This is a genomic window from Streptomyces thermoviolaceus, assembly GCF_045209695.1.
GTDB classification, from domain to species: domain Bacteria; phylum Actinomycetota; class Actinomycetes; order Streptomycetales; family Streptomycetaceae; genus Streptomyces; species Streptomyces thermoviolaceus.
In genome coordinates, this window is the sequence record NZ_CP109280.1 from 5,427,007 (window position 1) to 5,449,666 (window position 22,660).

Genomic DNA, 22,660 nt, shown 5'->3' on the forward strand with positions numbered 1-22,660 from the left:
GTATCCAATGGATACGTATCCAGAGCATGGTGTGCGGACGGGCAAGGCGTCAAGAGGTGGTCTCAGATACGGGATGCCGGAGCGGTCGTCGAACGCTCGACGAACTCCACCGGCAGCACCTCGCGCCGGGGCGGCAGATCCGGCTCGTCCAGCCGCTGCACCAGCAGCTCGACGCCGACCTGGGCGATCCGCTCCAAGGGCTGGCGCACCGTCGTCAGATCGATGCGCTCCCACGCCGACAGGGGCACGTCGTCGCAGCCCACCACGCTCAGCTCGTCCGGCACCCGCACACCGGCGGCCGCGGCGGCGTTGAGCGCCGCGTAGGCCATGATGTCGTTGTGGCAGAACAACGCGGTGGGCCGCCGGTCACCGGACAGCAGCGTGCGCACCGCTCCGTAGGCGGTGGCGTAGTCGTAGTCCCCGTCGACCTCGGTCAGGGTGACGTCGCCGTGGGCCCGGAGGCGGTCGCGGAACGCGGCACCGCGCTGCTGCGCCGTGCTCGCCCCGGCCGAGCCGCACACCATCCCGACGTGACGGTGCCCCAGGCTCAGCAGGTGGTCGGCGGCCAGGCGGCCGGCCGTGGCGTTGTCCGCTTCCACCTGGTCGGCCGGGAAGTCCTCCAGGGTGCGGTGGCACAGCACCACGGGGATGTCGTGCTTGAGCATGCGATGGGCCAGCGGATCGTCCTGGACCGCCGAGGTGAACACGACCCCGTCCACGCCTTCGCGGCGCAGCAGTGCCAGCCCTTCCTCCGGGGTCATCACATCCGTCACCAGTGACAGGCGCAGCCCCTGCTGGTGCAGCACACGCTCCACGGCCTTGACCATCACCGGGTAGAACGGGTTGGTCAGATCCCGGATGACCACGCCGATCAGCCCGGAACGCGTCCCCACGAGGCTGCGCGCCGCCTGGCTGGGCTGGAAGTCGTACTTGGCGACCACGTCCAGCACCCGCCGCCGGGTCTCCTCGGAGACGCTGCCGCCATTGAGGACACGGGACACCGTCGACTGCGCGACCCCCGCTTCACGGGCGATCTGCACGCTGGTGACGGTCCGCCGCCGGCCCATGGGTCCTTCCTCCGATGGTTTTCGGATCAAGGATACGGGCCGCCCGGGCGGGTGATGCACCCGTCGTGGGTGCGCGGGCCGGGCGGACGTGCCGCGCAACGGTGGGTGTCCGCATGCGAAGGAACGAGGACCTGTACGGCGGCCGAAGCCCCGCCCGGAGTGCGGCGCGCGGATCAGCGGGTGGCGCTGCCGGCGACCCACTGGCTCCAGGGCATGTTCCAGTCGCTGTAGCCGTTGCCCGGTGCCAGCTTGGACGTGTCCGAGGAGTTCTTGACGATCACGACGTCGCCGATCATCGAGTTGTCGAAGAACCACGCGGCAGGCTGCCGGTCGTCGCCGCCGCCCGCGACGTCCTTCAGGCCCACGCAGCCGTGACTGGTGTTGACCGAGCCGAAGACGGAGTCGGCACCCCAGTAGTTGCCGTGGATGAACGTGCCCGAATCGGTCAGCCGCATGGCGTGCGGTACGGCCGCGATGTTGTAGGCCGGTTTGCCGTCCTTGTCGGTGAGGCCGACGGTGGCGGCGTTCATGCGGATCTGCCGGTACTTCTCGGAGATCACCATCTGGCCGTTGTACGTCGGATGCTCGGGGCTGCCGGAGGTGATCGGGACGGTTGTGATCGTCTTGCCGTCCCGTTGGACGGTCATCTGCTTGGTCCGGGCGTCGACCGTGCTGACCTGGCTCCGGCCGACCTTGAACGTCACCGTCCTCTCCTCGCCGTGCGCCCTCATCCTGACGGTGACGGTGGAGCCCGCCTTCCAGTAGCTCTCGGGGCGGAAGTCGAGGCGGTAGTCGTTGAACCAGTGACCGACGACCTGCTGGCCGCTGCTGGAGCTGACCTGGAACTCGGACTCCACGGCGGCCTTGTCGCGGATCGCCTGGGGGAAGCTGACCGACACCGGCATGCCCACGCCGACGGTCGAGCCGTCCTCGGGGGAGACGTGCCCGAGGAAGTCGTTGGCCGGGGAGGTGGTGGTGATCGTGGCGTAGGAGTCGACGGCACGCCCCTCGGCGTCCTGCGCCTCGGCGGCGATCTGATACCGGGTGGCCCGCTGCAGGGGGCCGGTCGCCTGCCAGGAGGTGCCGTCGGCGGACAGAGCGCCCGCGACCTGCTCCCCGGTGGCGACGGCGGTCATGGTGACCTTGGTGAGCGTGCCGTCGGCGACGGTCACCCGCACCGGGTCGTCCACCCCGACCCCGTAGGTGCCGTGCTGCGGCGTGATCTGTATCCGGGCGTCGGAGACGTCCTGGGTGGGCGGCTGTGCGGGCGGGCTCTGGGTCGCCGGGCTCTGCGCCGCCGGGCGGGAACCGGGGGCGTCGTCGCCGGTGGCGGCGACGCTCGTACCGCCGAGGGCGCTCAGTGCCAGGACGGCGCCCAGTGCGCCGGCCCCGGTCATGAGCCGGGTGCGTCGTGCACGTGCCGTGATCAACCGCTTCTCCCATGCCGCTGGTCGTGCGACTCCTGGAGCAGGCCGCTGCAGGAGCACCAGCAACCATCAAACCGCATATAGGAGTTCATTCATCCCTAATCGGACGTTTTGTGGCGAGGGACACGTGGTTTCCGCCGCGCACGGCCGATCGCACTGCCGGCCGGTGATCCGGTGGACTGGGGCGCGTGGCGTGTGACGGGCGCGGTGCGGCCCGGTGTGCGGATGCATGCGCTGCGTGAGCAGGTGCGGATCGTGTGCCGGGCCGGTGGGTGCGGCGCCGGCCGCGCCCTGCGCTCAGCGGATCGGCGCGCCCGGCGGATCGGCGACGGCGATGGTACGGAAGAGCGCGGGTACCAGAACGTGGGTGCAGGGACAAGGGCGCGGAAGGCGCCTGCAGACGTCGCGCCGCGCCGCGGCGTCCGGTGACCCGGTGTCGCGGCCGGCCGCACGGCATGCCCTGCGTGGCTCAGGTCGGCTTGCGCCACACGGAGATGTGCTTCTCGGACTCCTGGGTGAACGGCGTCCCGTCCCAGTCGGCGACGCGTCGCTCCAGCTCCAGCCCGGCCAGCCGCGCCATCAGGTCCAGCTCGGCCGGCCATGCGTACCGGTGCCGTGAGGCCTCGCGGCGGTAGTGGTCGTCGTCCCCGTCACGGGTGAAGTGGTGGGAGACGAGAAGCTGCGCGACGGGGTCGATGGTGTCGAAGCCGAGATGGCGTTCGGAGACGTCGAACGGCACCGCGGTCTGTCCCGGCGGCAGGAACCGCAGCGGCGGCACCCCCAGCTCGACGACGAAGCGGCCGCCGGGCAGCAGATGACGGGCGGCGTTGCGGAAGCACTCGACCTGCTCGTCCTGGGTGAGCAGATTCGAGATCGTGTTGTACACGAGGTACACCAGGGTGAACGCGCCGGGCACGACGGTCGTGGCCATGTCGCCGATGACGACCGGCAGGGTCTCCTCGTCGACCTTGCGCCGCAGGACCGCTGCCATGTGCTCGGACAGTTCGATGCCGGTCACCGGTACGCCGCGTCGTCTCAGTGGGACGGCCACCCGTCCGGTCCCGATCGCGAACTCCAGGGCCGGGCCGTCGCCGGCGAGTCCGGCGAGGAAGTCCACGGTCGGACCGACGACGGCGGCCGAGAACATCCCCGTCTCCTCGGCGTCGTAGCGCTCGGCGGCCTCGCGGCTCCACAGCTCACTGCTCGTCATGTCGGGTCACTGTGCCGGGTGTCGTGAGCGCTGTCGACCGGTTTTCCTTCCCTGCGGCCGCGGGTGCAGCGAGCGACCGACCGGCGCATGGGGGCGGCCGGCGCGCGCGTGACCGGTGCACGCGGCGGGACGGGCGCATGCGCGTGCTCGCAGTGGTGGTGCAGGCGTGTGCTGTCGGTCCGCGCGGTCTCGCGGGGTCTCGTCGGCCTCCCGCGCGCCTCCTCGGCCTCCTTGTGCGCCGGGCGTACGCCGACGGCGCCTCGGGGCACGTGCCGGTGCGAGTGAGTGGTCGCGCCGGTGTGAGCGGTGGGCGGGTGTGCGCTCAGCGGCCCGGTGCGCCCGCGCGCAGGCCGTCCATGACGATGTCCAGCAGCCGGGTCGCGCGTGTCTGCCAGTCGCCCTGCGGGTCGATCTGCCACAGTCCCGCGATGGCGAGCATGAACTCGTCGGCCGTCACGCCCGGGCGGATGGTTCCGGCCTTCTCGTTGGCGCGCAGCAGGGTCTCGGCCGCGGCGGCCACCGGTAGGGGGCTCGGCTTGCCCGGGCCGCCGGGTGTGCAGGTGGCCTGGCGGATCGCGTCCGCGAGGCCGGCCTTGGTCATGGCGAACCGGGCCAGGTGGTCCATCCAGGTGCGCAGTGCCGTGTCGGGCTCGTAGCGGGCGAGCAGCTCGGCCGCGCTGTCCGCGACCTGCTTCATTTCGTGCCGGTACACCTCGATGACAAGTGCTTCCCGGTTGGGGAAGTTGCGGTAGAACGTGCCCTGTCCGACGCCTGCCTTCCGTGCGATCACGCTGAGCGGGGTGTCCGCGCACCGGGTCAGTTCGGCCACGGCCACTTCCAGGATGGTGGCGCGGTTGCGCTGCGCGTCCGAGCGTCGGGGGGCGCTTCTCTTCTCCGCCACCGATCCTCCCTTCGGGCGCAATCGGCCGTCCGGCCTTGCTAAGCGGACAGCTGTCCGGGTAAGTTCGAAGCCACAGTGGACAGCTGTCCACTTCTCAATCACCATAGTGGTGGAGTGTGCTTTTCCGCCACGTGTCATGGGCTTTCCGATCCGTCCGTCCGCTGTCCTCTTCTTCCGACGTTTCTGACGTTCTCCCGCAACACGGGCCGCCGTGTTCCCTCTGGATACGCGAAAGAAGCCGATCATGGAATCAGCACCCTCGCCGACCTCCAGCACCATCACCCTGCACATCAACGGCGAGAAGCACACGCTCTCCGTCGACCACCGCACGACCCTCCTGGACGCCCTGCGCGAGCGGCTGGATCTCACCGGTACCAAGAAGGGCTGCGACCACGGACAGTGCGGCGCCTGCACCGTCCTGATCGACGGGCGCCGGGCCGTGTCCTGTCTGCAACTGGCGGTGGCGGCCGAAGGGCGTGAGATCACCACCATCGAGGGCCTGGCCGACGGCGAGCGCCTGCACCCGGTGCAGCAGGCCTTCCTCGACCTCGACGGATTCCAGTGCGGCTACTGCACGCCCGGACAGATCTGTTCCGCCGTCGCGATGATCGAGGAACACGCGGCCGGCTGGCCGAGCGCGGCCACCGAGGACGTGCGCCCCGAGGCCGGCCCGCCACCGCTGACCGCGGAGGAGATCCGCGAGCGGATGAGCGGCAACCTGTGCCGCTGCGGCGCCTATGTGTCGATCGTGCAGGCCGTCGCCCGCGCCGCGGAATCCGCGGGCCAGGACGGTGCCGAGCGCACCACCACGGGCGAGGAGGCCGCGGCATGAGGGAATTCACCTACCACAAGGCCCACGACGTCGCCGGTGCCGTGGCCCTGCTGGGAGCCGACCCCGAGGCCCGCTTCCTCGGCGGCGGCACCAACCTCGTCGATCTGATGAAGAACGGCGTCGAGCGGCCGTCCCGCCTGATCGACGTCCGCGATCTGCCGCTCGACCGCATCGAGGCGACCGAGGACGGCGGACTGCGCATCGGTGCGACGGTGACCAACAGCGACCTGGCCGCGCACCCCGACGTCCGCCGCCGCTACCCGGCGCTCGCGCAGGCCGTGCTCGCCGGAGCCTCCGGACAGCTGCGCAACATGGCCACCGTCGGCGGCAACCTGCTGCAGCGCACCCGCTGCGGCTACTTCACCGACGTGAGCCGGCCGTGCAACAAGCGCCGCCCGGGCAGCGGCTGCCCCGCCGTCCACGGTGTGCACCACAACCACGCGATCCTCGGCGCCTCCGAGCACTGCGTGGCCGTGCACCCCTCCGACATGGGCGTCGCCCTGGCCGCCTTCGACGCCCAAGTCACGTACGAAACCGCCGACGGGTCGGGCCGGCTGCCGCTTGCCGACTTCTACCTGCCGGTCGGGGACACCCCGCACCGGGAGACGGCCCTGCCCCCGGGGGCGCTGATCACCGGCGTCGAGCTGCCGCCCGTCCCGGTCGCCGCCCACTCCCGTTACCGCAAGGTGCGCGAGCGCGCCTCCTACGCCTTCGCGATCGGTTCGGTCGCCGCCGCCCTCGACGTCCGCGACGGCGTCGTGCACGACGTGCGGCTCGCCTTCGGCGCCGTCGCCTCCCGCCCGTGGCGGGCACGGACGGCCGAACAGGCGCTGACCGGGGCACGAGCCGGTGCCGACGCCTTCGCGGCCGCCGCGGACGCCGAACTCGCCGAGGCGCGACCGCTGCCCGACAACGGATACAAGGTGACTTTGATGCGCAACCTCGTGGTGGCCGTGCTCACCGAACTCGCCGAGGAGGCCGCTCGATGACCACGACCACGACCCGCACCCCCTTCCGCGGCCGCACCGGCACCGCGCACACCCGCGTGGAGGGCCGCGAGAAGGTCACCGGCGCCGCCCGCTACGCCGGAGAGATCCCCTTCGCCGACCTCGCGCACGGCTGGCTGGTGCTCTCCACCGTCGCCCGAGGCCGGATCCGGTCCATCGAGACCGAGCCCGTCCTCGCCATGCCGGGCGTCCTCGCCGTCCTGCACCACGAGAACGCCCCCCGGCTGAACACCGACTACGTCGGCTTGCTGGGCAAGCCCGACCCCACCTGGGCCGTGTTCCAGCACGACCGCGTGCCGCACCTGGGCTGGCCGGTCGCCCTGGTCGTCGCCGAGACCTCCGAGCAGGCCAGGGAGGCCGCCGAAGCACTCGTCGTGCACTACGACCAGGAGCCGCACGACATCGACTTCTCCCCGGCGCGCACGGACACCGTCCCGGGGGAGGGCTTCGTGCCGGCGACGACGGAGAAGGGCGACCTGGAAGCCGAACTCGCCGCCTCGGCCTTCGTCGTCGACGCCGAGTACACCACCCCCGAAGAACACCACAGCATGATGGAGCCGCACGCGGCGACCGCCCGATGGGACGGCGGCCGGCTCGAAGTCGTCGACTCCAACCAGGGCGCCTTCTGGGTCGTCGGTGAACTGGCCAACCTGTTCTCGCTCGACCCGGCCTCCGTGCGGGTCGTCTCCGAACACGTCGGAGGCGGCTTCGGCAGCAAGGGAGTACGCGCCCACCAGGTGGCCGCCGTCATGGCCGCGACCGAGCTGCAGCGCCCGGTTCGCGTGGTCATGACACGCCGTCAGATGTTCTATCTCACCGGCTACCGCAGCCCCACCGTGCAGCGGGTACGGCTCGGCGCGGACGCCGACGGCCGACTGCGCGCCCTGGAGCACCACTCCCTGAGCCTCACCTCAGCCGTGCACGACTTCGTCGAGCCGAGCACCATGCCCTCCCGGGTGATGTACGACGCCGACGCCCACCACACCGCCCACCGCCTGCTCCGGCTGAACGTCCCGACGCCCACCTACATGCGGGCCCCGGGTGAGGCGCCCGGCTCCTTCGCACTGGAATGCGCGATCGACGAGCTCGCCGAGAAGGCCGGTCTGGACCCGATCGAGCTGCGCCTGCGCAACGAGCCCGAGCGTGGCCCGGTCTCCGGACTGCCCTTCACCAGCCGCAACCTCGCCGCCTGTTTCCGTGAGGGCGCCCGCCGGTTCGGCTGGGCGGACCGCGACCCGCGGCCCGGCGTGCGCCGTGAGGGACGCTGGCTGCTCGGGACCGGCACCGCCGCCGGATCCTTCGCCGCCGGAGCCGGGCCCTCCACCGCCACCGTCACGGCGGAGGCGGACGGCACGTTCACGGTGCGCATCGGCGCCGCCGACATCGGCACGGGCGCACGGACCGCGCTGACCCTGATCGCCGCCGACGCGCTCGAGGTGCCGCCCGAGCGCATCCGGACGCACATCGGCGACAGCGCCTTCGGACGCGCCATGATCGCCGGTGGCTCCCAAGGCACCCGCTCCTGGGCGTGGGCGGTGCGGACGGCGGCCGCCGAACTGCGCGAGCGGCTGGCGCTGGGCGCGGACATTCCGCCGGAGGGCATCACCGTGCGCTCCGACACCACCGCCGCCGTCGCCGCGCTCGCCGAGAAGGAACGGCACTCCTACGGAGCCCAGTTCGCCGAGGTCGCCGTGGACGTCACCACCGGCGAGGTACGGGTGCGCCGCATGCTCGGCATCTTCGCGGCCGGCACGATCGTGAACCCGCTGACCGCCCGCAGCCAGCTCGTCGGCGGCATGATCTGGGGCATCTCCATGGCCCTGCACGAGGAAGCCGTCCGGGACGCGGCCAGTGGCGGCCTGTACGGCCCCGACCTCGTCGGCTACCACGTCCCCACGCACGCCGATGTGCCGCTCGTCGAGGCCGACTGGGTGGACGACCACGACCCGGAGGACCCGATCGGCATCAAGGGCATCGGCGAGGTCGGCATCGTCGGCACGGCCGCGGCCGTCGCCAACGCCGTCTGGCACGCCACCGGTGTGCGACACCGTCACCTGCCCATCCGGCCCGACCGAGTCCTGCAGGCCGCCGCAGAGGTACCCCATGCTTGACATCGCCGAGGAACTGCACCAGTGGATCGAGGAAGGCCGAGACTTCGCGGTCGCCACCGTCGTCGACGTCGGCGGCAGCGCACCGCGCGGTCTCGGCGCCGCCCTCGCCGTCGACCGCGACGGCACCGCCATCGGCTCGGTCTCCGGCGGCTGCGTGGAAGGAGCGGTCTACGACCTGTGCCTCCAGGCGCTCCAGGACGGCACCGCGGTCGTGCAGAAGTTCGGCTACAGCGACGAGGACGCCTTCGCGGTCGGCCTGACCTGCGGCGGAACCATCGAGGTCATGGTGGTGCCGGTCCGCGTGCAGGCCCCGGCGCGCCCGGTGCTGCGGGCCGCGCTGCAGGCCGCCTCCCGCGGTGAGCCGGCCGCTCTCGCCCGGGTCGTACGCGGCCCCGACGGGCTGCTCGGCGCGGCACTGCTGGTACGGCCCGACGGCACCGTCGAGGGCGGCCTGGGCGGTGCGGCGGAACTGGACCGCACGGCGCAGGCCGAGGCCCGGGCCCTGCTGGATGCCGGCCGCACCGCCACCGTGGAGATCTCGGAGGACGGATCGCACTGCCCCGGCGGGCTGACCCTGCTCGTGGAGGTCAATGTGCCGCCGCCCCGCATGATCGTCTTCGGGGCGGTCGACTTCGCCGCGGCGCTGGTGAGGGCGGGCAAGTTCCTCGGCTACCACGTCACCGTGTGCGACGCCCGACCGGTCTTCGCCACCCGGGCGCGCTTCCCGGAGGCCGACGACGTCGTGGTCGACTGGCCGCACCGCTACCTGCGGAGCACCCCGACCGACGCGCGCACCGTGCTGTGCGTGCTCACCCATGACGCCAAGTTCGACATCCCCCTGCTGACGGAGGCGCTGCGGATGCCGGTCGCCTTCGTCGGCGCCATGGGGTCGCGCCGCACCCACGCCGACCGGGAACGGCGGCTGCGCGAGGCCGGCCTCGGGGAACGGGAACTGTCCCGGCTCAGGTCCCCGATCGGCCTCGACCTCGGGGCCCGCACCCCCGAGGAGACCGCCTTGTCCATCGCCGCGGAGATCGTCGCCGTCCGGCACGGAGGCACCGGCGTCCCCCTGACCGGCTCGGGGACCTCCATCCACCACGACCGCGGGGAGCACGGCGCTGCCCGCGCGGCCTGACCGGCGCACCTCACGACCGCGGCCCGGGGAGCGGGAGTGGCCGGGGCCGTCCCGACCGCCGCGTGCCCCGGGCCGCTCCGCACACCGTGCGGGATGTGCCGCGTCAGCGGCTCACCGGTGTCAGACGGACCGCGCGTCCTCCTGCCGGGCGCGTTCGGCCGCGCGCCGAGCACGCTCGGCGTTCCGCTTCTTCAGGCGCGCCGCTTCCTTGCGGACCTCGGCCTGTGTCGCGCGCTCCTTCTCCAGCCACTCGGGCCGCTCCTGCTTCAGAGCCTCGATCTGCTCCGTGGTCAGTGCCTCGGTGATCCCGCCGCGTGCGAGACCGGCGATGGACACCCCCAGCTTGGCCGCGACCACCGGACGCGGGTGAGGGCCGTTGCGTCGCAGTTCCCGCAGCCACTCGGGCGGGTCGGCCTGCAGCCGGTTCAGCTCGTCACGCGTCACCATGCCCTCCTGGAACGAGGCGGGCGTGGCAGGCAGGTACACACCCAGCTTCTTCGCCGCGGTGGCGGGTTTCATCGTCTGGGTGCTCGGGTGCGACTTCATGCTCCCCAGCCTATCGACCGTGCGGGTGAGGTCCCGACCACGGGAGGCGGGGACGGGGCGGCCGCACGGAGCAGGCATGACCGGGGGAGAGGGTGCCGGGCGGGCCGGGTACCCTGGCCGGGTGACAGGCTCGGAGATCTCCCCCACCTTCCGGCTCGCGTACGTCCCCGGGGCGACGCCCGGCAAGTGGGCGCGAATCTGGAGCGAGCGCTACCCCGGCGTCTCCCTCGAGCTCGTCCAGGTCCCCGCCGCCGACGCCTGCGGGGAACTGCGCGACGGCGCGGCGGACGCGGGCATCGTCCGGCTCCCCGTGGACCGTACGTACTTCCATGCGATCCCGCTCTACACCGAGACCACGGTCGTGGTCGTCCCCAAGGACCATCTGGTGACGGCCGCCGACGAGATCACACTGGCGGACCTGGCCGACGAGGTGGTCTTCCACCCCCTGGACGACGTTCTCGGCTGGGAGCAGCCCCCCGGGGAGCCCGCCTTCGAACGCCCTGCCACCACCGCGGACGCCGTGGAGCTGGTGGCCGCCGGGGTCGGTCTGCTCGTCGTCCCGCAGTCGCTGGCCCGCCTCCACCACCGCCGCGACCTCACCTACCGTCCCGTCGTGGACGCGCCGCAGTCCAGCGTCGCGCTGGCCTGGCCGCAGGAGGCCACGACCGACCTGGTCGACGACTTCATCGGGGTCGTCCGCGGCCGCACGGTCAACAGCACCCGGGGGCGGTCCCGGACCACGGAGCAGTCGTCGGACGGCCGCCCGCCGAGCGCCCGGCAGAAGCCCGCGGCGGGTGCGTCGGCGCGCGCCGGCGGCTCCCGCACCGCCAAGGGCGGCAGGAGCACCCCCGGCGCCAGGGGAGCGCACGGCGGCAGGGGTGGCCGCGGCGCACGGGGCGCCCAGGGCGCACGACGCGGCAGGCCCAAGCGTCGCTAGCGCCCCGCACGGCCCCTTGCCGTGAGGCCGGCCGACCGCGACCACGGCGAGGGACTGCGACAGGCCGGACACCCGCCGGCTTGGGCCGTACCGTGCTGCCCGGCTGCTAGCGTCGGCCCGGAGCGGGTCGACGAGAGGGGACGCAGGTGGCAGACGGCGGCGAACGGCGGGCGTTCATCGGATCGTTCACGGCGGCGGGAGGCCCCGGAGTGGTCACCGCGGCCGTGGCCGGACGCGACGGCGCACTGACCTTGCTGAGCAGCGTGGACGATGTGCTCGACCCCTCCTACCTGGCCCTGGCACCCGACGGCGGCACCCTCTACGCGGTCAGCGAGACGGCCGAGGGAGCGGTGGCCGCATACCGGGTGAAGGGCGAGGCGCTGGAGTTGACCGGCCCTCCGGTGCGGGTCGGCGGCAGCGGCCCCACCCATCTGAGCGTGGTCGGCGGACACGTCCTGACCGCCAACTACGGCTCCGGCAGTGTCAGCGCCGTCCCCGTCCGCGCCGACGGCCGTCTCGCGCCCGCCCCCGACGCGGTGCTGCGGCACACGGGTTCGGGCCCGCACGAGCGGCGGCAGCGCGGTCCGCACGCCCATCAGGTGCAGCCGGACCCGAGCGGCCGCTGGGTGGTCAGCGTCGATCTCGGGACGGACTCCGTGCGGGTGTGCACGCTCACCGGCGGTGCGCTCACGCTGCACCGGGAGATCGCGCTGCGTCCCGGCTCCGGTCCCCGTCACCTGGCCTTTTTCCCGGACGGGCGGCACGCCTGCGTCGTCAACGAACTGACGCCCTCGGTCACCCTCTGCCGCTGGGACCCCGAGGCCGGCAGTCTTCAGCCCCTCACCGAGACACCCGTCCTGGCGCAGGCGCCCGCCGGTGACGCCTATCCCTCGGGGGTCGTCGTCGCACCCGACGGCCGGTTCGTGTGGACCGCGACGCGTGGCGAGGACGTGCTGACCGTCTTCGCCGTCACGGCCGGCGGCGAACGGCTGGAGCGGGTGACGACCGTGCCGTGCGGCGGTCACTGGCCGCGGGCCCTCGCCTGGTGCGACGGCTTCCTGTACGTCGCCAATGAGCGGTCCGGCGACGTGACCTGGTTCTTCGTCGACCCCGGGACAGGAGTCCCGGAGCGGGCCGGGGCAGTCGGGGTGACGGCGGCGTCCTGCGTGGTCTTCGGCTGACCGACCAGGCACCGGCCTCCCCGAAGGCCCGCGTGCGCCCCCGCACCCGCGGCACAACCGAGACATACGGAAAGGGCCCCGCTCCGGCCGAGTCGTCCGGAGCGGGGCCCTTCCCAAGGGCTTGTGCGGCGGTCCGTACGGCGCGGTGGCACCGCAGGGCGTGGGCCGTACGGGTCAGCGGACCGGTACGCCCTGCGGCTGCTGCGGAGTGATGCCCAGTGCCGTCGTGTACTTGGCCAGCGCGAGCTTGCCGATCGCCGGGTAGGCGCCGAGGGCCTCCGCGGCCGGGCAGTCCGCCTCCTTGGCCGCCCGCTCGATCACCTCGGCCTCGATCTCCGGGCCGATCAGGTACGGCGCCAGCGCCAGCTGATGCGAACCGGACGAGCGCAGCTGCTCGGCGACGGTCGCGATCGAGCCTTCCTGATCCAGCGCCGCGGACATGACCGGCACCGCGAGGCGGGCGGCGAGCAGCATGCCGGTGATCCCAGCCGCCTGCACGGCCTCCTCACCACCGGTGGAGGCGAGGATGATGCCGTCGGCGGCGGTGGTCACCGTGAACAGGCGGGCCCGGTCCGCGCGGGCCAGGCCGGCCTCGGACAGGCGCACGTGCAGCGCCTCGGCGAGCAGCGGATGGGGGCCGAGCACATCGGTCAGCTCGGCGGCGACGCGGCTGTCCATGACGGCCTGGCGGATGCGGCGCAGCAGCGCGCTGTCCGGACCGGCCAGCAGCGGCACGACGATCGCGACCGGGCCCTCGGGCTCCTTGGCCTCCACACCGGCGGCCAGGGCCTGCTCATAGCGGGCGGTGCGGTCGTCGGCCGCGCGGGACAGCACGGACTGCACGCTGGGGAACTCCGGGCCGTCCCCGTCGACATACCCGATCCGGGCGTCGAGGCCGGGCAGCTCGGAGCGCGCGATGCTCACGACCTCCTCGGCGAGGCTGCGCGTGGCGGTGCCGGTCGTGCCTGGCACCGCGAGGACGAGCGCGGGCGCGCCCTCGGGAGCGGCCAGCGGTTCGGGGCGGCGGTGCCGTCCGGGCTGGCGGGGGCGCGGCATTCGTACTGGCAGGCCGGACGCGGGCCCAGTGGGGGAGCTCATGGCGCCGCATGTTACTGGTTTCCTCAGGCCTGCTGTTCGGGGAGGGTGCAGGTGAACGGTTTCCGTCCGGTTTTGTCTGATGGGTCACCGGAAGGCCGGGAAACGAAGGTGTGCCCCGTGGGGCGGCTTACGATCCCCGGATTTCCGGTTTCCGTCAACTGCCGTGTTCCGCAGGCACGTACAGCATCTTCTCGTCCATGGGCAGGTCGAGTGTGCCGCGTGCCAGCTCGGTGGCGATGCGCACCGAACCGTGCAGCGGATCGCCCTCGGCGGCGACCCGGCGGGCCTGCGGCAGCCGTGCCGTCAACTCCCGCTCCAGCGGCGCCAGAAGAGGTTCGCCCATCTTGAACAGGCCTCCGGTCAGCGCGATCAGCGGCTCGCCCGAGGCGGGGCAGACGGCGGCGGCCGACTCGGCCATGTGCCGGGCCGCAGCGCGCAGCACACCTGCCGCGACCGGGTCGTCCGCGGCGCAGGCGGCCACCTGGGGAGCGAAGGAGGCCAGCACCGCGGCACGGTCGGTGCGCGGGTACAACCGGCCGGGCAGCTCGGGCATCGGGCCGAACATCTCCTCGGCGCGGGCGAGCAGCGCCGCCGAGCCGCCGTCGCGCCCGTCGTGGGCGCGCAGCGCGGCCTCCAGCCCGGCCCGTCCGATCCAGGCACCGCTGCCGCAGTCGCCCAGCAGATGGCCCCAGCCGTCCGCCCGGCGCCACCGGGTCAGGTCGGTGCCGATCGCGATCAGGCCGGTGCCGGCGGCGAGCACCGCTCCGGGCCGCGGGCCGAGCGCGCCGACGTAGGCGGTGACCGCGTCGGCGGCCAGTGCGACCGACCGCACGCCGAGTTCGCGGGCCAGCAGACCGGGCAGCTCGGCACGCAGGGCGTCGCCCAGCGTGGCCAGCCCGGCAGCGCCCACGACAGCCGTCGTCGGCCGCTCCACGCCGGTCTCGGCCGCCAGCGACGCGGCCATCGGCACCAGCTGCCGCATCAGGTGCTCCGGGTCGATGCCCCGGGAACCGGTGCGCACCGGCTCCTTCGACGACCGCTGGGCCAGCGCCCCGCGTCCGGGGACACCGACGACCACCCGCAGCCCGGAGCCGCCGGAGTCCACGGCGAGGAACCCGGTCTCCTCCTGCGCGCCGCCCGGCGCCCGGCCGGTCACGGCAGGCGCCAGTCGACGGGCCGGCCGCCCTGCCGGACGAGCAGGTCGTTGACCCGGCTGAACGGGCGTGAGCCGAAGAAGCCGCGGTCGGCCGACATGGGGGAGGGGTGCGCCGACTCCACGCACGGCACGTCGCCCAGCAGCGGGCGCAGAGTACGGGCGTCACGGCCCCACAGCACCGCCACGAGCGGCTTGCCGCGTGCCGCGAGCGCCCGTATCGCCTGGTCGGTGACCTCCTCCCAGCCCTTGCCGCGATGGGCTCCGGGTCTGCGCGGGGCGGTGGTGAGCGCCCTGTTGAGCAGCAGCACGCCCTGCCGGGTCCAGGGCGTCAGATCGCCGTTGGACGGCTGGGGCACCCCCAGGTCGGCGGTCAGCTCCCGGAAGATGTTGATCAGGCTGCCGGGCAGCGGGCGGACTTCGGGTGCGACCGAGAAGCTCAGGCCCACGGCGTGCCCCGGGGTGGGGTAGGGGTCCTGGCCGACGATCAGCACCCGCACGTCGTCGAAGGGTTGCTGGAAGGCCCGCAGGACGTTCTGTCCGGCCGGAAGGTAAGTGCGTCCCGCCGCGATCTCCGCGCGCAGGAAGTCACCCATCGAGGCGATGCGTCCGGCCACCGGCTCCAGGGCCTTCGCCCAGCCCGGCTCGACGATTTCATGCAAGGGTCGTGGTGCCACGGGCGTCACCCTACTGCTGCGACGGGTGAGGTGATCAAGCGGTGCCCGCACAGCGACCGGTCTCGACCGATGCTGCGCGGGCGGTGTCCGGTTCGGATCACCGGGTGGTGGTTCGCGGTGCACGGGCGGGGCCGGCGGGCCGGATCGCGCGGTGTGCCCGGTGTCGGTACCCCGGGTCCGTGTCCCCGGTGTCGGTACCCCCGGGTTCGGTGTCCCGGGGCCCGGACCAGGCGGGGCACGCGGACGGCGCCGGCGCGGGCAGCAGGCCTCACCCCACCACCGCCGCGCGGACGCACAGGACGTCCGGCAGGTGCGCGGCCGCGGCAGGTGCGCGGCCGGCTGCTGCCGGCTGTCACCGTCGTCCGCCGGGGCGTACACCTCGCCGTTGCGGTCGCCGAAGGACACCCCGGCCGGTCCGCGTCGTCCGTGCACAGCGCGTCCCGCAGCACCGTCCCGTAGGGGTCCGCGCGCGGCAGGCCGGCCACGAGCGGCTCCCGACTCTTGCCCGCGTCCGTGGTGCGGAGGACGCGGCAACGGTGGCCGCGGGCACCCGGTCGGTGTCGGCTTCGATCGGGAGGACGTAGGCGGTGTCGCCGTGCCGCGGGTGTGCGGCGGCGGCGAAACCGGACGTGGAGGGCAGACCCGCGCCGAGGTCCGCCCAGTGCGCGCCGTCGTCGTCGCTGTGGTGCACGCACCCGTGGTTTCGCGGATACAGCCGGTCCGGGGCTGCCGCATCCCGTGCGATCTTGGGGACACACCGCCCGAACTCCGGGCCGGGTCGGGCAGGAACACCGCCGACACCCCGGCGTCGGAGGGCGCCCAGCTCTTCCCGCCGTCCGTCGTGCGGAACACCCCGCTGGCGGAGACGGCGACCGTGACGGCCCGTGGATCGCGCGGGTCGGTGACCGCCGTGTGCAGGCACTCACCGCCGCCGCCCGATGAACAGGCCCTTGCGGGCCACGGCGAGCAGTACCCCGGTCATGCCGGCCATTTCCACATCATCGTCGCCCGGACCCTTCGTCCGCACGACGCTCGGGTGTGCATCTTGCCGCTGACAGTCACCACGGTGATGATGTCGTCCCAGGTGGCAGCGGCCGCCAGGTCGGTGCGGTACGACGAGGCGTCCGGCTCGTATCCGGATGCCCCCGCGCGACCGGCGGACGACGGGGTGTGCCGCGCGACCGGCGGACGGAGCCGGCCGATCACGCGGCCCGGCCGCACCCGGTGCCCCGAAGCGGGCGCCACGGTCGGACCCGGCGGCCGGGCGGGCGCCCGCCCGGATCAGACCGTCCCCGGCAGGGCCCGCGCCAGAATGCCCGTGACGTCGGCGGAGTCCGGCAGCGTGCCGAAGCAGTGACCCCAGTCGCCGCCCAGCCGGGTCGCGCAGAAGGCGTCGGCGACGGACGACGGGGCATGCCGGACCAGCAGCGAGGCCTGGAGGGTCAGCGCCATCAGCTCCACCAGCCGGCGCGCCCGCAGCGGGGAGGCCTCGACCAGCTCGTTCTTCAACCGGGTCACGGCCGCGTCCAGGCGGGCGTCGGCGCCCCGGGCGAGCTCCAGCTCGGCGAACAGCGCCTCGGCGGTGCCCGGCTCACGCCCCACCGCCCGCAGCACGTCCAGGGCGTTGACGTTGCCCGAGCCCTCCCAGATCGACAGCACGGGCGCCTCGCGGTAGTGCCGGGGCATGCCGGACTCCTCCACGTAGCCGTTGCCGCCCAGACACTCCAGTGCCTCCGCCGTGAAGGCCGGGCCCCGCTTGGTGACCCAGTACTTGCCCACCGCGGTGGCGATCCGCCGGAACGCCGTCTCCGCCGCGTCCCCGCGCACCGCCCGGTCCGCCGCGCCGGCCAGGCGCAGCGTCAGGGTGGTGGCGGCCTCCGACTCCAGGGCGAGGTCGGCCAGCACGTTGCGCATCAGCGGCTGGTCGGCCAGCAGGGCGCCGAACGCCCGGCGGTGCCGTGCGTGGTGGCCGGCCTCGACCAGCGTCTTGCGCATCAGCGCCGCCGACATCATCACGCAATCCAGACGCGTGCAGTTGACCATCTCGATGATGGTCTTCACCCCGCGCCCCTCGGGTCCCACCAGCCAGGCCACGGTCCCGTCGAACTCCGGCTCGCAGGAGGCGTTGGAACGGTTGCCCAGCTTGTCCTTCAGGCGCTGGATGCGGAACGGGTTGCGGCTGCCGTCGGGCAGCACCCGCGGCACCAGGAAGCAGGACAGGCCGCCCGGCGCCTGCGCCAGCACCAGGAAGACGTCGCACATCGGCGCGGAGGTGAACCACTTGTGGCCGCGCAGCGTGTACACCCCCGGCTCGGCGGTCGGGGTGGCCGTCGTCGTGTTGGTGCGCACGTCCGAGCCGCCCTGCTTCTCCGTCATGCCCATGCCCGCCAGCAGGCCCGGCTTCTCGGCCGGCACCCGCAGACCCGGCTCGTAGGTCCGGCCGGCCAGCAAGGGCTCGTAGACGGCGGCGAGATCCGGCTGCGCGCGCAGGGCCGGGACGGCGGCGTAGGTCATCGAGACGGGGCACATGTGCCCCGCGTCCGTGTGTCCCCACACCAGCCCGCCGGCCGTGCGGGCGACGTGCGCGCCGGGCCGTTCGTCCGCCCAGGGCGCGCCGGCCAGGCCCTCGCCGACCGCGGTGCGCATCAGATCGTGCCAGCTGGGGTGGAAGTCGACCTCGTCGATGCGGTGGCCGTACCGGTCGTGGGTGCGCAGCTCCGGCTCGTGCCGGTTGGCCTGTTCCGCCCACTCCTGCGCCTCCGGGCCGCCGGCCAGCTCGCCGAGCCGCCGTACCTGCTCCTCGGCCCACCCGGCGCCCTCCCGGCGCAGCCCCTCCAGCAGGGCCGCGTCGTCGGCGGCGTCGTACGGGGCCAGGGGCGGGGGTTGGTTGGTCACCTCGTGGGTGGCGCCGGACGTGGGGGAGGGTCCGGCGGGGGCGGGCGGGCCGTCCTGCGGCCGCTGCTGTCGTTCGCGTGCGAGAGGAGAGGCCATACCCGTCAGTGTTGCACCGTCGCTGCGACCGTAGCAATGATGCAACACGCCGCCGTACAGTACGGGACCATGAACGCCTCCCCGGAGTCCGTCGCGGTCGAGCTGCGCCCCTTGTCCGCGCGGTCCGTGGTGCTGAGCCTGCTGCTGGGCACCCACCCGCCCGAGCTGCCCGTGAGGGACCTGCTGCGGGCCGTCGAGCCCTTCGGCATCGGCGGCTCCACCCTGCGGGCGGCGCTGAGCCGGATGGTGGCCGCCGGAGACCTCCGGCGCGCCGACGGCGTCTACGGCCTCAGCGACCGGCTGCTGGAGCGCCAACGACTCCAGGACGCGGCCGTGCACCCGCGCACGCGCCGCTGGAGCGGGGAGTGGGAGATGGCCGTGGTGACGGCCACCGGGCGCGGACCCGCCGAACGAGCCGACCTGAGGGCGCGGTTGAGCGCGCTCCGGCTCGCCGAACTCCGCGAGGGCGTGTGGGTGCGCCCGGCCAATCTGCTGCGCCCCTGGCCCGAGGACGTGACCCGCTCCGTCGGCCGGTTCACCGCCCGGCCCGAGGAACCCGCCCGCGACCTGGCCGCACGCCTGTGGCCGCTGGCCGGATGGGCGGCCGCGGCGCACGCCCTGCTCGACCGGGTCGCGGACGCCCGCCACCCGGCCGAGCGGTTCACCGTGCTGGCGGCCGTGGTGCGGCACCTGCTGGCCGACCCGGTCCTCCCGTCCGACCTGCTGCCCGACGACTGGCCGGGGCCCGCGCTGCGCGCCGCCTACACCGGTCACCGGCGACGGCTGACCGAGGAGATGCTGGGTCGGACTCGACGGTGAGCGGTGTGTCCGGCCCGGTGGGTGCGGCATCCGGCGACGACGGCCGGCCGTCGCCGAGGGTGGTCGGTCGTCGCTGGGGGCGGTGAGTCATCACTGATGGCGACCGGTTGTCACCGGTGGGTCAGTCGTAGCTGATGTCGGACGACGAGTAGCGGCAGTACGTGCCGTCCGGGCCGCTGCCGATCTCGGCCGGCTCGTCCCCGTCGTCGTTGCCCTCGTAGCGCACGCACGGCTTGATCTTCTTGGAGCTGTCCCCGTGGATACGGATCCTGCTGAGGGTCGCCGTGTCGCCGTAGTTCTGGTTGATGCCCACGATCGCCTTGCCGGGGGCGGCGACGTCGACGTCGCTGACGAAGATCGTGCGGCGGTACTGCGTCTTGCAGTTGCCGCAGGAGCGCACCAGCTTGCCGAAGTCCTCGACCTGGAACTGGGTGACCCTCAGCGTGCCGGCGCCGTTGAACGGGAACACCTTGTCCGAGGCTTTGCGGGCGCCGCCCCCCGGTGACGGTGTACACGGCCGAGGACGAGGGTCCCTTGAAGGTCGCCGCGTCCTCGCCGACGTCCTCCCACCACACGTTCTGCAGCGTGCAGCTGCCCAGGCAGTGGATGCCGTCGGCGGCGGGCGCGCCGATGATCACGTTCTTCAGCACCGCGCCGTCGGCCAGCTCCAGCAGGGGGGCCTGGTCCTCGTCCTGGCCGCCGGTGCCCAGGTCACCGCTGCCGTACAGGCGCACCATGCCGTAGTCCTCGGTGCCGGAGACACCGATGGTCTTCGTGACCGCCTGGCTTCCGGTGGGGGTGGGCCAGGAGGCCGCCTGCGCGGGTGCCGCACCAATCGTGAACATGTCAATCGAGAGCCCGAGTGCGGCCGTGGCGGCGATCGCGGTGCGCCTCATGGCGAGCCGGTGCGACCGGTGAGCTGTGGATGCCGTCTCGGACGTGCCTTTCGTGTCGGGAGAAGCCCGGGAGGGTGTGTCCACGGGGCGTCCGCGGCCCGGGGTGAGATTTCTCGTGCATGAAAGACACTCGTCTTGCGGAACGCCCTGTGGGTGATCTGCCCGCAAATCGCGGTTCCGAGTGCGTCGACGTGTGCTGCGGGTCACACTCATGAACGGACCGTAGGGGGTGAGCGCTTTCCGGTCAACGCCTCGGGTGCGGTCGTCTCACCCTGGCTGATTCGTGTACCGGAAGTGCCGTGGGAGCGCTTCCAAAGCAGATGTGTCCATGCCACCATGCGGTGCGCAGCGGCCACCGCGCCGTGCCGGGACGGAGCCGGGTACTCCGTGCCCGGTGCGCCGAGTGCGCCGCCTCTGCCACGCGTCGTCGCGTATGCCCCGCGCCCCGGAGGAGGCCAGTGAAACCGCCTCGCAGCAGATCCCGCGTCACCGACCTCGTCACCGTCTGCGTGCTCGTCCTCGCCCTCGCCGTCACCGCCTCCGCCGTGACCGGGCTGGTGCGCGGACCGCACGGCGGCACCTCCGCCGCCTCGCCGAGCACACCGGCCGCACCGCACTGGGTGAACACCTGGACGGCGATGCCACAGCTCACCGAGCCCGCCAATCTGCCGCCCGCCCCCTTCACCGGCGACGACGCCGTCCTGGTCGACACCACCGTCCGCCAGACGCTCCGCGTCTCGGCCGGCGGCCACACACTGCGGCTGCGCTTCTCCAACGCCTACGGCGACACCCCGCTGCCGCTCACCGCCGTGACCGTGGCCCGCCCCCAGGGCGGCCGGGCGGGCGTCAGCGCGGTCGAGCCCGGCACGATCCGCCGGGTCACCTTCTCGGGCAGGACGTCGACGACCGTCCCCGAGGGCGCCCAGGTCGTCTCCGATCCGCTGGACATCGACCTGCCGGCCGCGAGCCGCCTCACCGTGACGGCCTATCTGGCGGACGGGCAGCAGTCGCTCGCCCTGACCGGCCACCCGGGCTCCCGCACGACGTCGTACCTGATCCACGGCGACCACACCGCGGACACCGACCTGCCCGGCGCGACCGCCGTCGACCACTGGTACCTCCTCAGCGACGTCGAGGTTCTGGCGAAGTCCGCCACCCGCGCCGTCGCCGTCCTCGGCGACTCCCTCACCGACGGACGCGGCTCCACCACCAACGGCGACAACCGCTGGACCGACCAGCTCTACGACCGCCTCCGCACCCGGCCCGCCACCGCCCACCTCGCGGTCCTCAACCAGGCCGCCGGAGGCAACCGAGTCCTGAACGACGGCCTCGGACCCAACGCCCTCGCCCGGCTCGACCGGGACGTGCTCGCCCGCAGCGGCGTGTCGTGGCTGATCGTCTTCGAGGGCGTCAACGACATCGGCACCGCCGACGCCACACCGGCGGCCCAGCGGCGCGTCACCGACGATCTCATCGCCGCCTACCAGCAGATCGTCGTCCGCGCCCACGCCCAGGGCATCCGCGTCTACGGCGCCACCCTGCTGCCCTTCGGCGGCAACACCCAGTACGACGACCCGGCCGGTGAGCGGGAGAAGTCACGGCAGGCGGTCAACCGCTGGATCCGCACCAAGGGCCACTTCGACGCCGTGATCGACTTCGACCGAGCGGTCCGCGACCCCGCCGCCCCGAACCGTCTGCGGGCCGACCTGCAGGACGGGGACTGGCTGCACCTCAACCCGGAGGGATACGGGGTGTTGGCAGGGGCGGTGTCTGGGGGGTTGTTCCGGTAGGCGGCGCGGCCGGGGGGCGGGGCATGGTCAGGCGTCTGCGGCAGTGGTATGCGCGGTAGGTTCCTTTTGCCGGAGTCGGTGAAAGTCATGAGGAGAGCGGCTCTCTTGGGGTAACGTCGCAGGTCGCGCACTCTGCTTCCCGCGCACGTGGAGGATGGCCCTTGCGCTACGCCCCACGCCGAAGCGACCCCAACCCCACCCCCCGCCCACCCCACCGGGATGACCAGCACACCCACGGGCACCCGGGAAACGGACACGGAGGGATCTCACCGCAGGCGAGGCAAGTCATGGCTGAGCAGAAGACGGCGTCGCTTCTCGAGGCTCCTCTGCACGGCGCTGCGTCGGTGCTGCGCAAGGTGCCGGGTGCCGGGGTGGTGGGGCGTGCCGCGCAGGAGACGCTGGACAAGGTCGGCGCCGTGTCGCCGCGGAGTCGGCGGATCGCGGTCTACACGGGCGCCGGAGTTCTCGCGGCCGTCGGGGTGGTGGAGTGGCCCGTCGCGCTGACCGGTGCGGCCGTGGCCTGGCTGACCCAGCCCCGGCCCGAACGCACCGCACAGGAGCGAGCCTCGGACCGGTCCGCTCACGACGGGCGACCCGGCCGGCCCACGGCGGAAGAGCAGACCGAGCAGACCGAGGCCGCAGCACCCGGCGGCGGCCCCGGGACCGGCCCGAAGTCCGGCACCACAAGCGACCCAGGCGACGTATCGGCAGCGGACCACCCGGACAAGCCCACCCCGAGACGGACCTCCCGCAAGCAGACCCCGGGGCAGGCGGCCACCGGTCCTCTCGGCCCCACCGCCCGGCCCAGCCGCACCACCCGCTGACGGGGCACGGACGAGAAGCGGCACAGGAACGACAACCGGGACACCGGACCGGGAACCG

18 protein-coding genes and 2 pseudogenes are annotated in these 22,660 nt (G+C 73.3%); 9 read left to right on the top strand and 11 right to left on the bottom strand.

Features of this window, described 5'->3' with window-relative positions:
• Positions 1-62 precede the first annotated feature (62 nt).
• The 4 genes from OG899_RS23740 to OG899_RS23755 all read right to left on the bottom strand — a co-directional run bounded on the left by OG899_RS23740 (position 63) and on the right by OG899_RS23755 (position 4,605).
• Complete coding sequence (locus OG899_RS23740) at positions 63-1,067, bottom strand: LacI family DNA-binding transcriptional regulator (RefSeq protein ID WP_168131485.1); 1,005 nt, start codon at positions 1,065-1,067, stop codon at positions 63-65.
• Positions 1,068-1,240: 173 nt separating this feature from the next.
• Positions 1,241-2,464, bottom strand: a complete 1,224-nt coding sequence (locus tag OG899_RS23745) for an Ig-like domain-containing protein (protein WP_185867832.1) — start codon at positions 2,462-2,464, stop codon at positions 1,241-1,243.
• Between the two features lie 499 nt (positions 2,465-2,963).
• Positions 2,964-3,704 carry a class I SAM-dependent methyltransferase gene (locus tag OG899_RS23750; RefSeq protein WP_168131486.1) on the bottom strand — a complete coding sequence of 247 codons (741 nt, stop codon included), beginning with the start codon at positions 3,702-3,704 and terminating at the stop codon, positions 2,964-2,966.
• A 322-nt stretch (positions 3,705-4,026) separates the two neighbouring features.
• Positions 4,027-4,605, bottom strand: coding sequence for a TetR/AcrR family transcriptional regulator (locus OG899_RS23755; RefSeq protein ID WP_125497663.1), 579 nt, complete (start codon positions 4,603-4,605; stop codon positions 4,027-4,029).
• A gap of 244 nt (positions 4,606-4,849) precedes the next feature.
• On the opposite strand from OG899_RS23755, the gene OG899_RS23760 reads away from it, so the two are divergent.
• The 4 genes from OG899_RS23760 to OG899_RS23775 are packed head-to-tail and all read left to right on the top strand — an operon-like array spanning position 4,850 to position 9,690.
• Positions 4,850-5,437, top strand: a complete 588-nt coding sequence (locus OG899_RS23760) for a (2Fe-2S)-binding protein (protein ID WP_168131487.1) — start codon at positions 4,850-4,852, stop codon at positions 5,435-5,437.
• On the top strand, positions 5,434-6,426 hold the full coding sequence (locus OG899_RS23765; RefSeq protein WP_168131488.1) for a xanthine dehydrogenase family protein subunit M: 993 nt from the start codon (positions 5,434-5,436) through the stop codon (positions 6,424-6,426). The genes OG899_RS23760 and OG899_RS23765 overlap by 4 nt, the downstream gene beginning before the upstream one ends.
• A complete protein-coding gene (locus OG899_RS23770; RefSeq protein ID WP_125497666.1) occupies positions 6,423-8,555 on the top strand; it encodes a xanthine dehydrogenase family protein molybdopterin-binding subunit in 2,133 nt (710 codons plus the stop codon). The genes OG899_RS23765 and OG899_RS23770 overlap by 4 nt, the downstream gene beginning before the upstream one ends.
• Positions 8,548-9,690 carry an XdhC/CoxI family protein gene (locus tag OG899_RS23775; protein WP_125497667.1) on the top strand — a complete coding sequence of 381 codons (1,143 nt, stop codon included), beginning with the start codon at positions 8,548-8,550 and terminating at the stop codon, positions 9,688-9,690. Before OG899_RS23770 ends, OG899_RS23775 begins: the two co-directional genes overlap by 8 nt.
• A 120-nt stretch (positions 9,691-9,810) precedes the next feature.
• Here OG899_RS23775 and OG899_RS23780 read toward each other — a convergent pair whose 3' ends face one another.
• Positions 9,811-10,236: a DUF5997 family protein gene (locus OG899_RS23780; protein WP_125497668.1), complete on the bottom strand. Its 426-nt coding sequence runs from the start codon at positions 10,234-10,236 to the stop codon at positions 9,811-9,813.
• A 121-nt stretch (positions 10,237-10,357) separates the two neighbouring features.
• Between OG899_RS23780 and OG899_RS23785 the strand changes: the two genes are divergently transcribed.
• Both OG899_RS23785 and OG899_RS23790 read left to right on the top strand, forming a co-directional pair.
• Positions 10,358-11,173 (top strand): LysR family substrate-binding domain-containing protein, encoded by an 816-nt coding sequence (locus tag OG899_RS23785; RefSeq protein ID WP_125497669.1) that lies wholly within the window; start codon positions 10,358-10,360, stop codon positions 11,171-11,173.
• A gap of 146 nt (positions 11,174-11,319) precedes the next feature.
• On the top strand, positions 11,320-12,354 hold the full coding sequence (locus OG899_RS23790) for a lactonase family protein (RefSeq protein ID WP_125497670.1): 1,035 nt from the start codon (positions 11,320-11,322) through the stop codon (positions 12,352-12,354).
• A gap of 174 nt (positions 12,355-12,528) precedes the next feature.
• Here the strand turns inward: OG899_RS23790 and OG899_RS23795 are convergent, their stop codons facing one another.
• The 5 genes and pseudogenes from OG899_RS23795 to OG899_RS23815 form a co-directional block, all read right to left on the bottom strand.
• On the bottom strand, positions 12,529-13,452 hold the full coding sequence (locus tag OG899_RS23795; RefSeq protein ID WP_125497671.1) for a sirohydrochlorin chelatase: 924 nt from the start codon (positions 13,450-13,452) through the stop codon (positions 12,529-12,531).
• 154 nt (positions 13,453-13,606) lie between these two features.
• On the bottom strand, positions 13,607-14,608 hold the full coding sequence (locus OG899_RS23800) for an N-acetylglucosamine kinase (RefSeq protein ID WP_125497672.1): 1,002 nt from the start codon (positions 14,606-14,608) through the stop codon (positions 13,607-13,609).
• Positions 14,605-15,282: a uracil-DNA glycosylase gene (locus OG899_RS23805; protein WP_125497673.1), complete on the bottom strand. Its 678-nt coding sequence runs from the start codon at positions 15,280-15,282 to the stop codon at positions 14,605-14,607. The genes OG899_RS23800 and OG899_RS23805 overlap by 4 nt, the downstream gene beginning before the upstream one ends.
• A gap of 268 nt (positions 15,283-15,550) precedes the next feature.
• Positions 15,551-16,218 (bottom strand): annotated as a pseudogene (locus OG899_RS23810) (WD40/YVTN/BNR-like repeat-containing protein); the annotation flags it as partial.
• A gap of 345 nt (positions 16,219-16,563) precedes the next feature.
• Positions 16,564-18,273 (bottom strand): acyl-CoA dehydrogenase family protein, encoded by a 1,710-nt coding sequence (locus tag OG899_RS23815; protein WP_168131489.1) that lies wholly within the window; start codon positions 18,271-18,273, stop codon positions 16,564-16,566.
• 69 nt (positions 18,274-18,342) lie between these two features.
• Here OG899_RS23815 and OG899_RS23820 point away from each other — a divergent pair, with 69 nt between their 5' ends.
• On the top strand, positions 18,343-19,092 hold the full coding sequence (locus tag OG899_RS23820; protein ID WP_125497675.1) for a PaaX family transcriptional regulator C-terminal domain-containing protein: 750 nt from the start codon (positions 18,343-18,345) through the stop codon (positions 19,090-19,092).
• A 121-nt stretch (positions 19,093-19,213) separates the two neighbouring features.
• On the opposite strand, the pseudogene OG899_RS23825 reads toward OG899_RS23820, so the two are convergent.
• Positions 19,214-19,988, bottom strand: a pseudogene (locus OG899_RS23825) (pectate lyase).
• Between the two features lie 458 nt (positions 19,989-20,446).
• Between OG899_RS23825 and OG899_RS23830 the strand changes: the two are divergent.
• Positions 20,447-21,778 (top strand): SGNH/GDSL hydrolase family protein, encoded by a 1,332-nt coding sequence (locus OG899_RS23830; protein WP_125497677.1) that lies wholly within the window; start codon positions 20,447-20,449, stop codon positions 21,776-21,778.
• 287 nt (positions 21,779-22,065) lie between these two features.
• Complete coding sequence (locus OG899_RS23835) at positions 22,066-22,602, top strand: hypothetical protein (RefSeq protein ID WP_168131490.1); 537 nt, start codon at positions 22,066-22,068, stop codon at positions 22,600-22,602.
• Positions 22,603-22,660 lie beyond the last annotated feature (58 nt).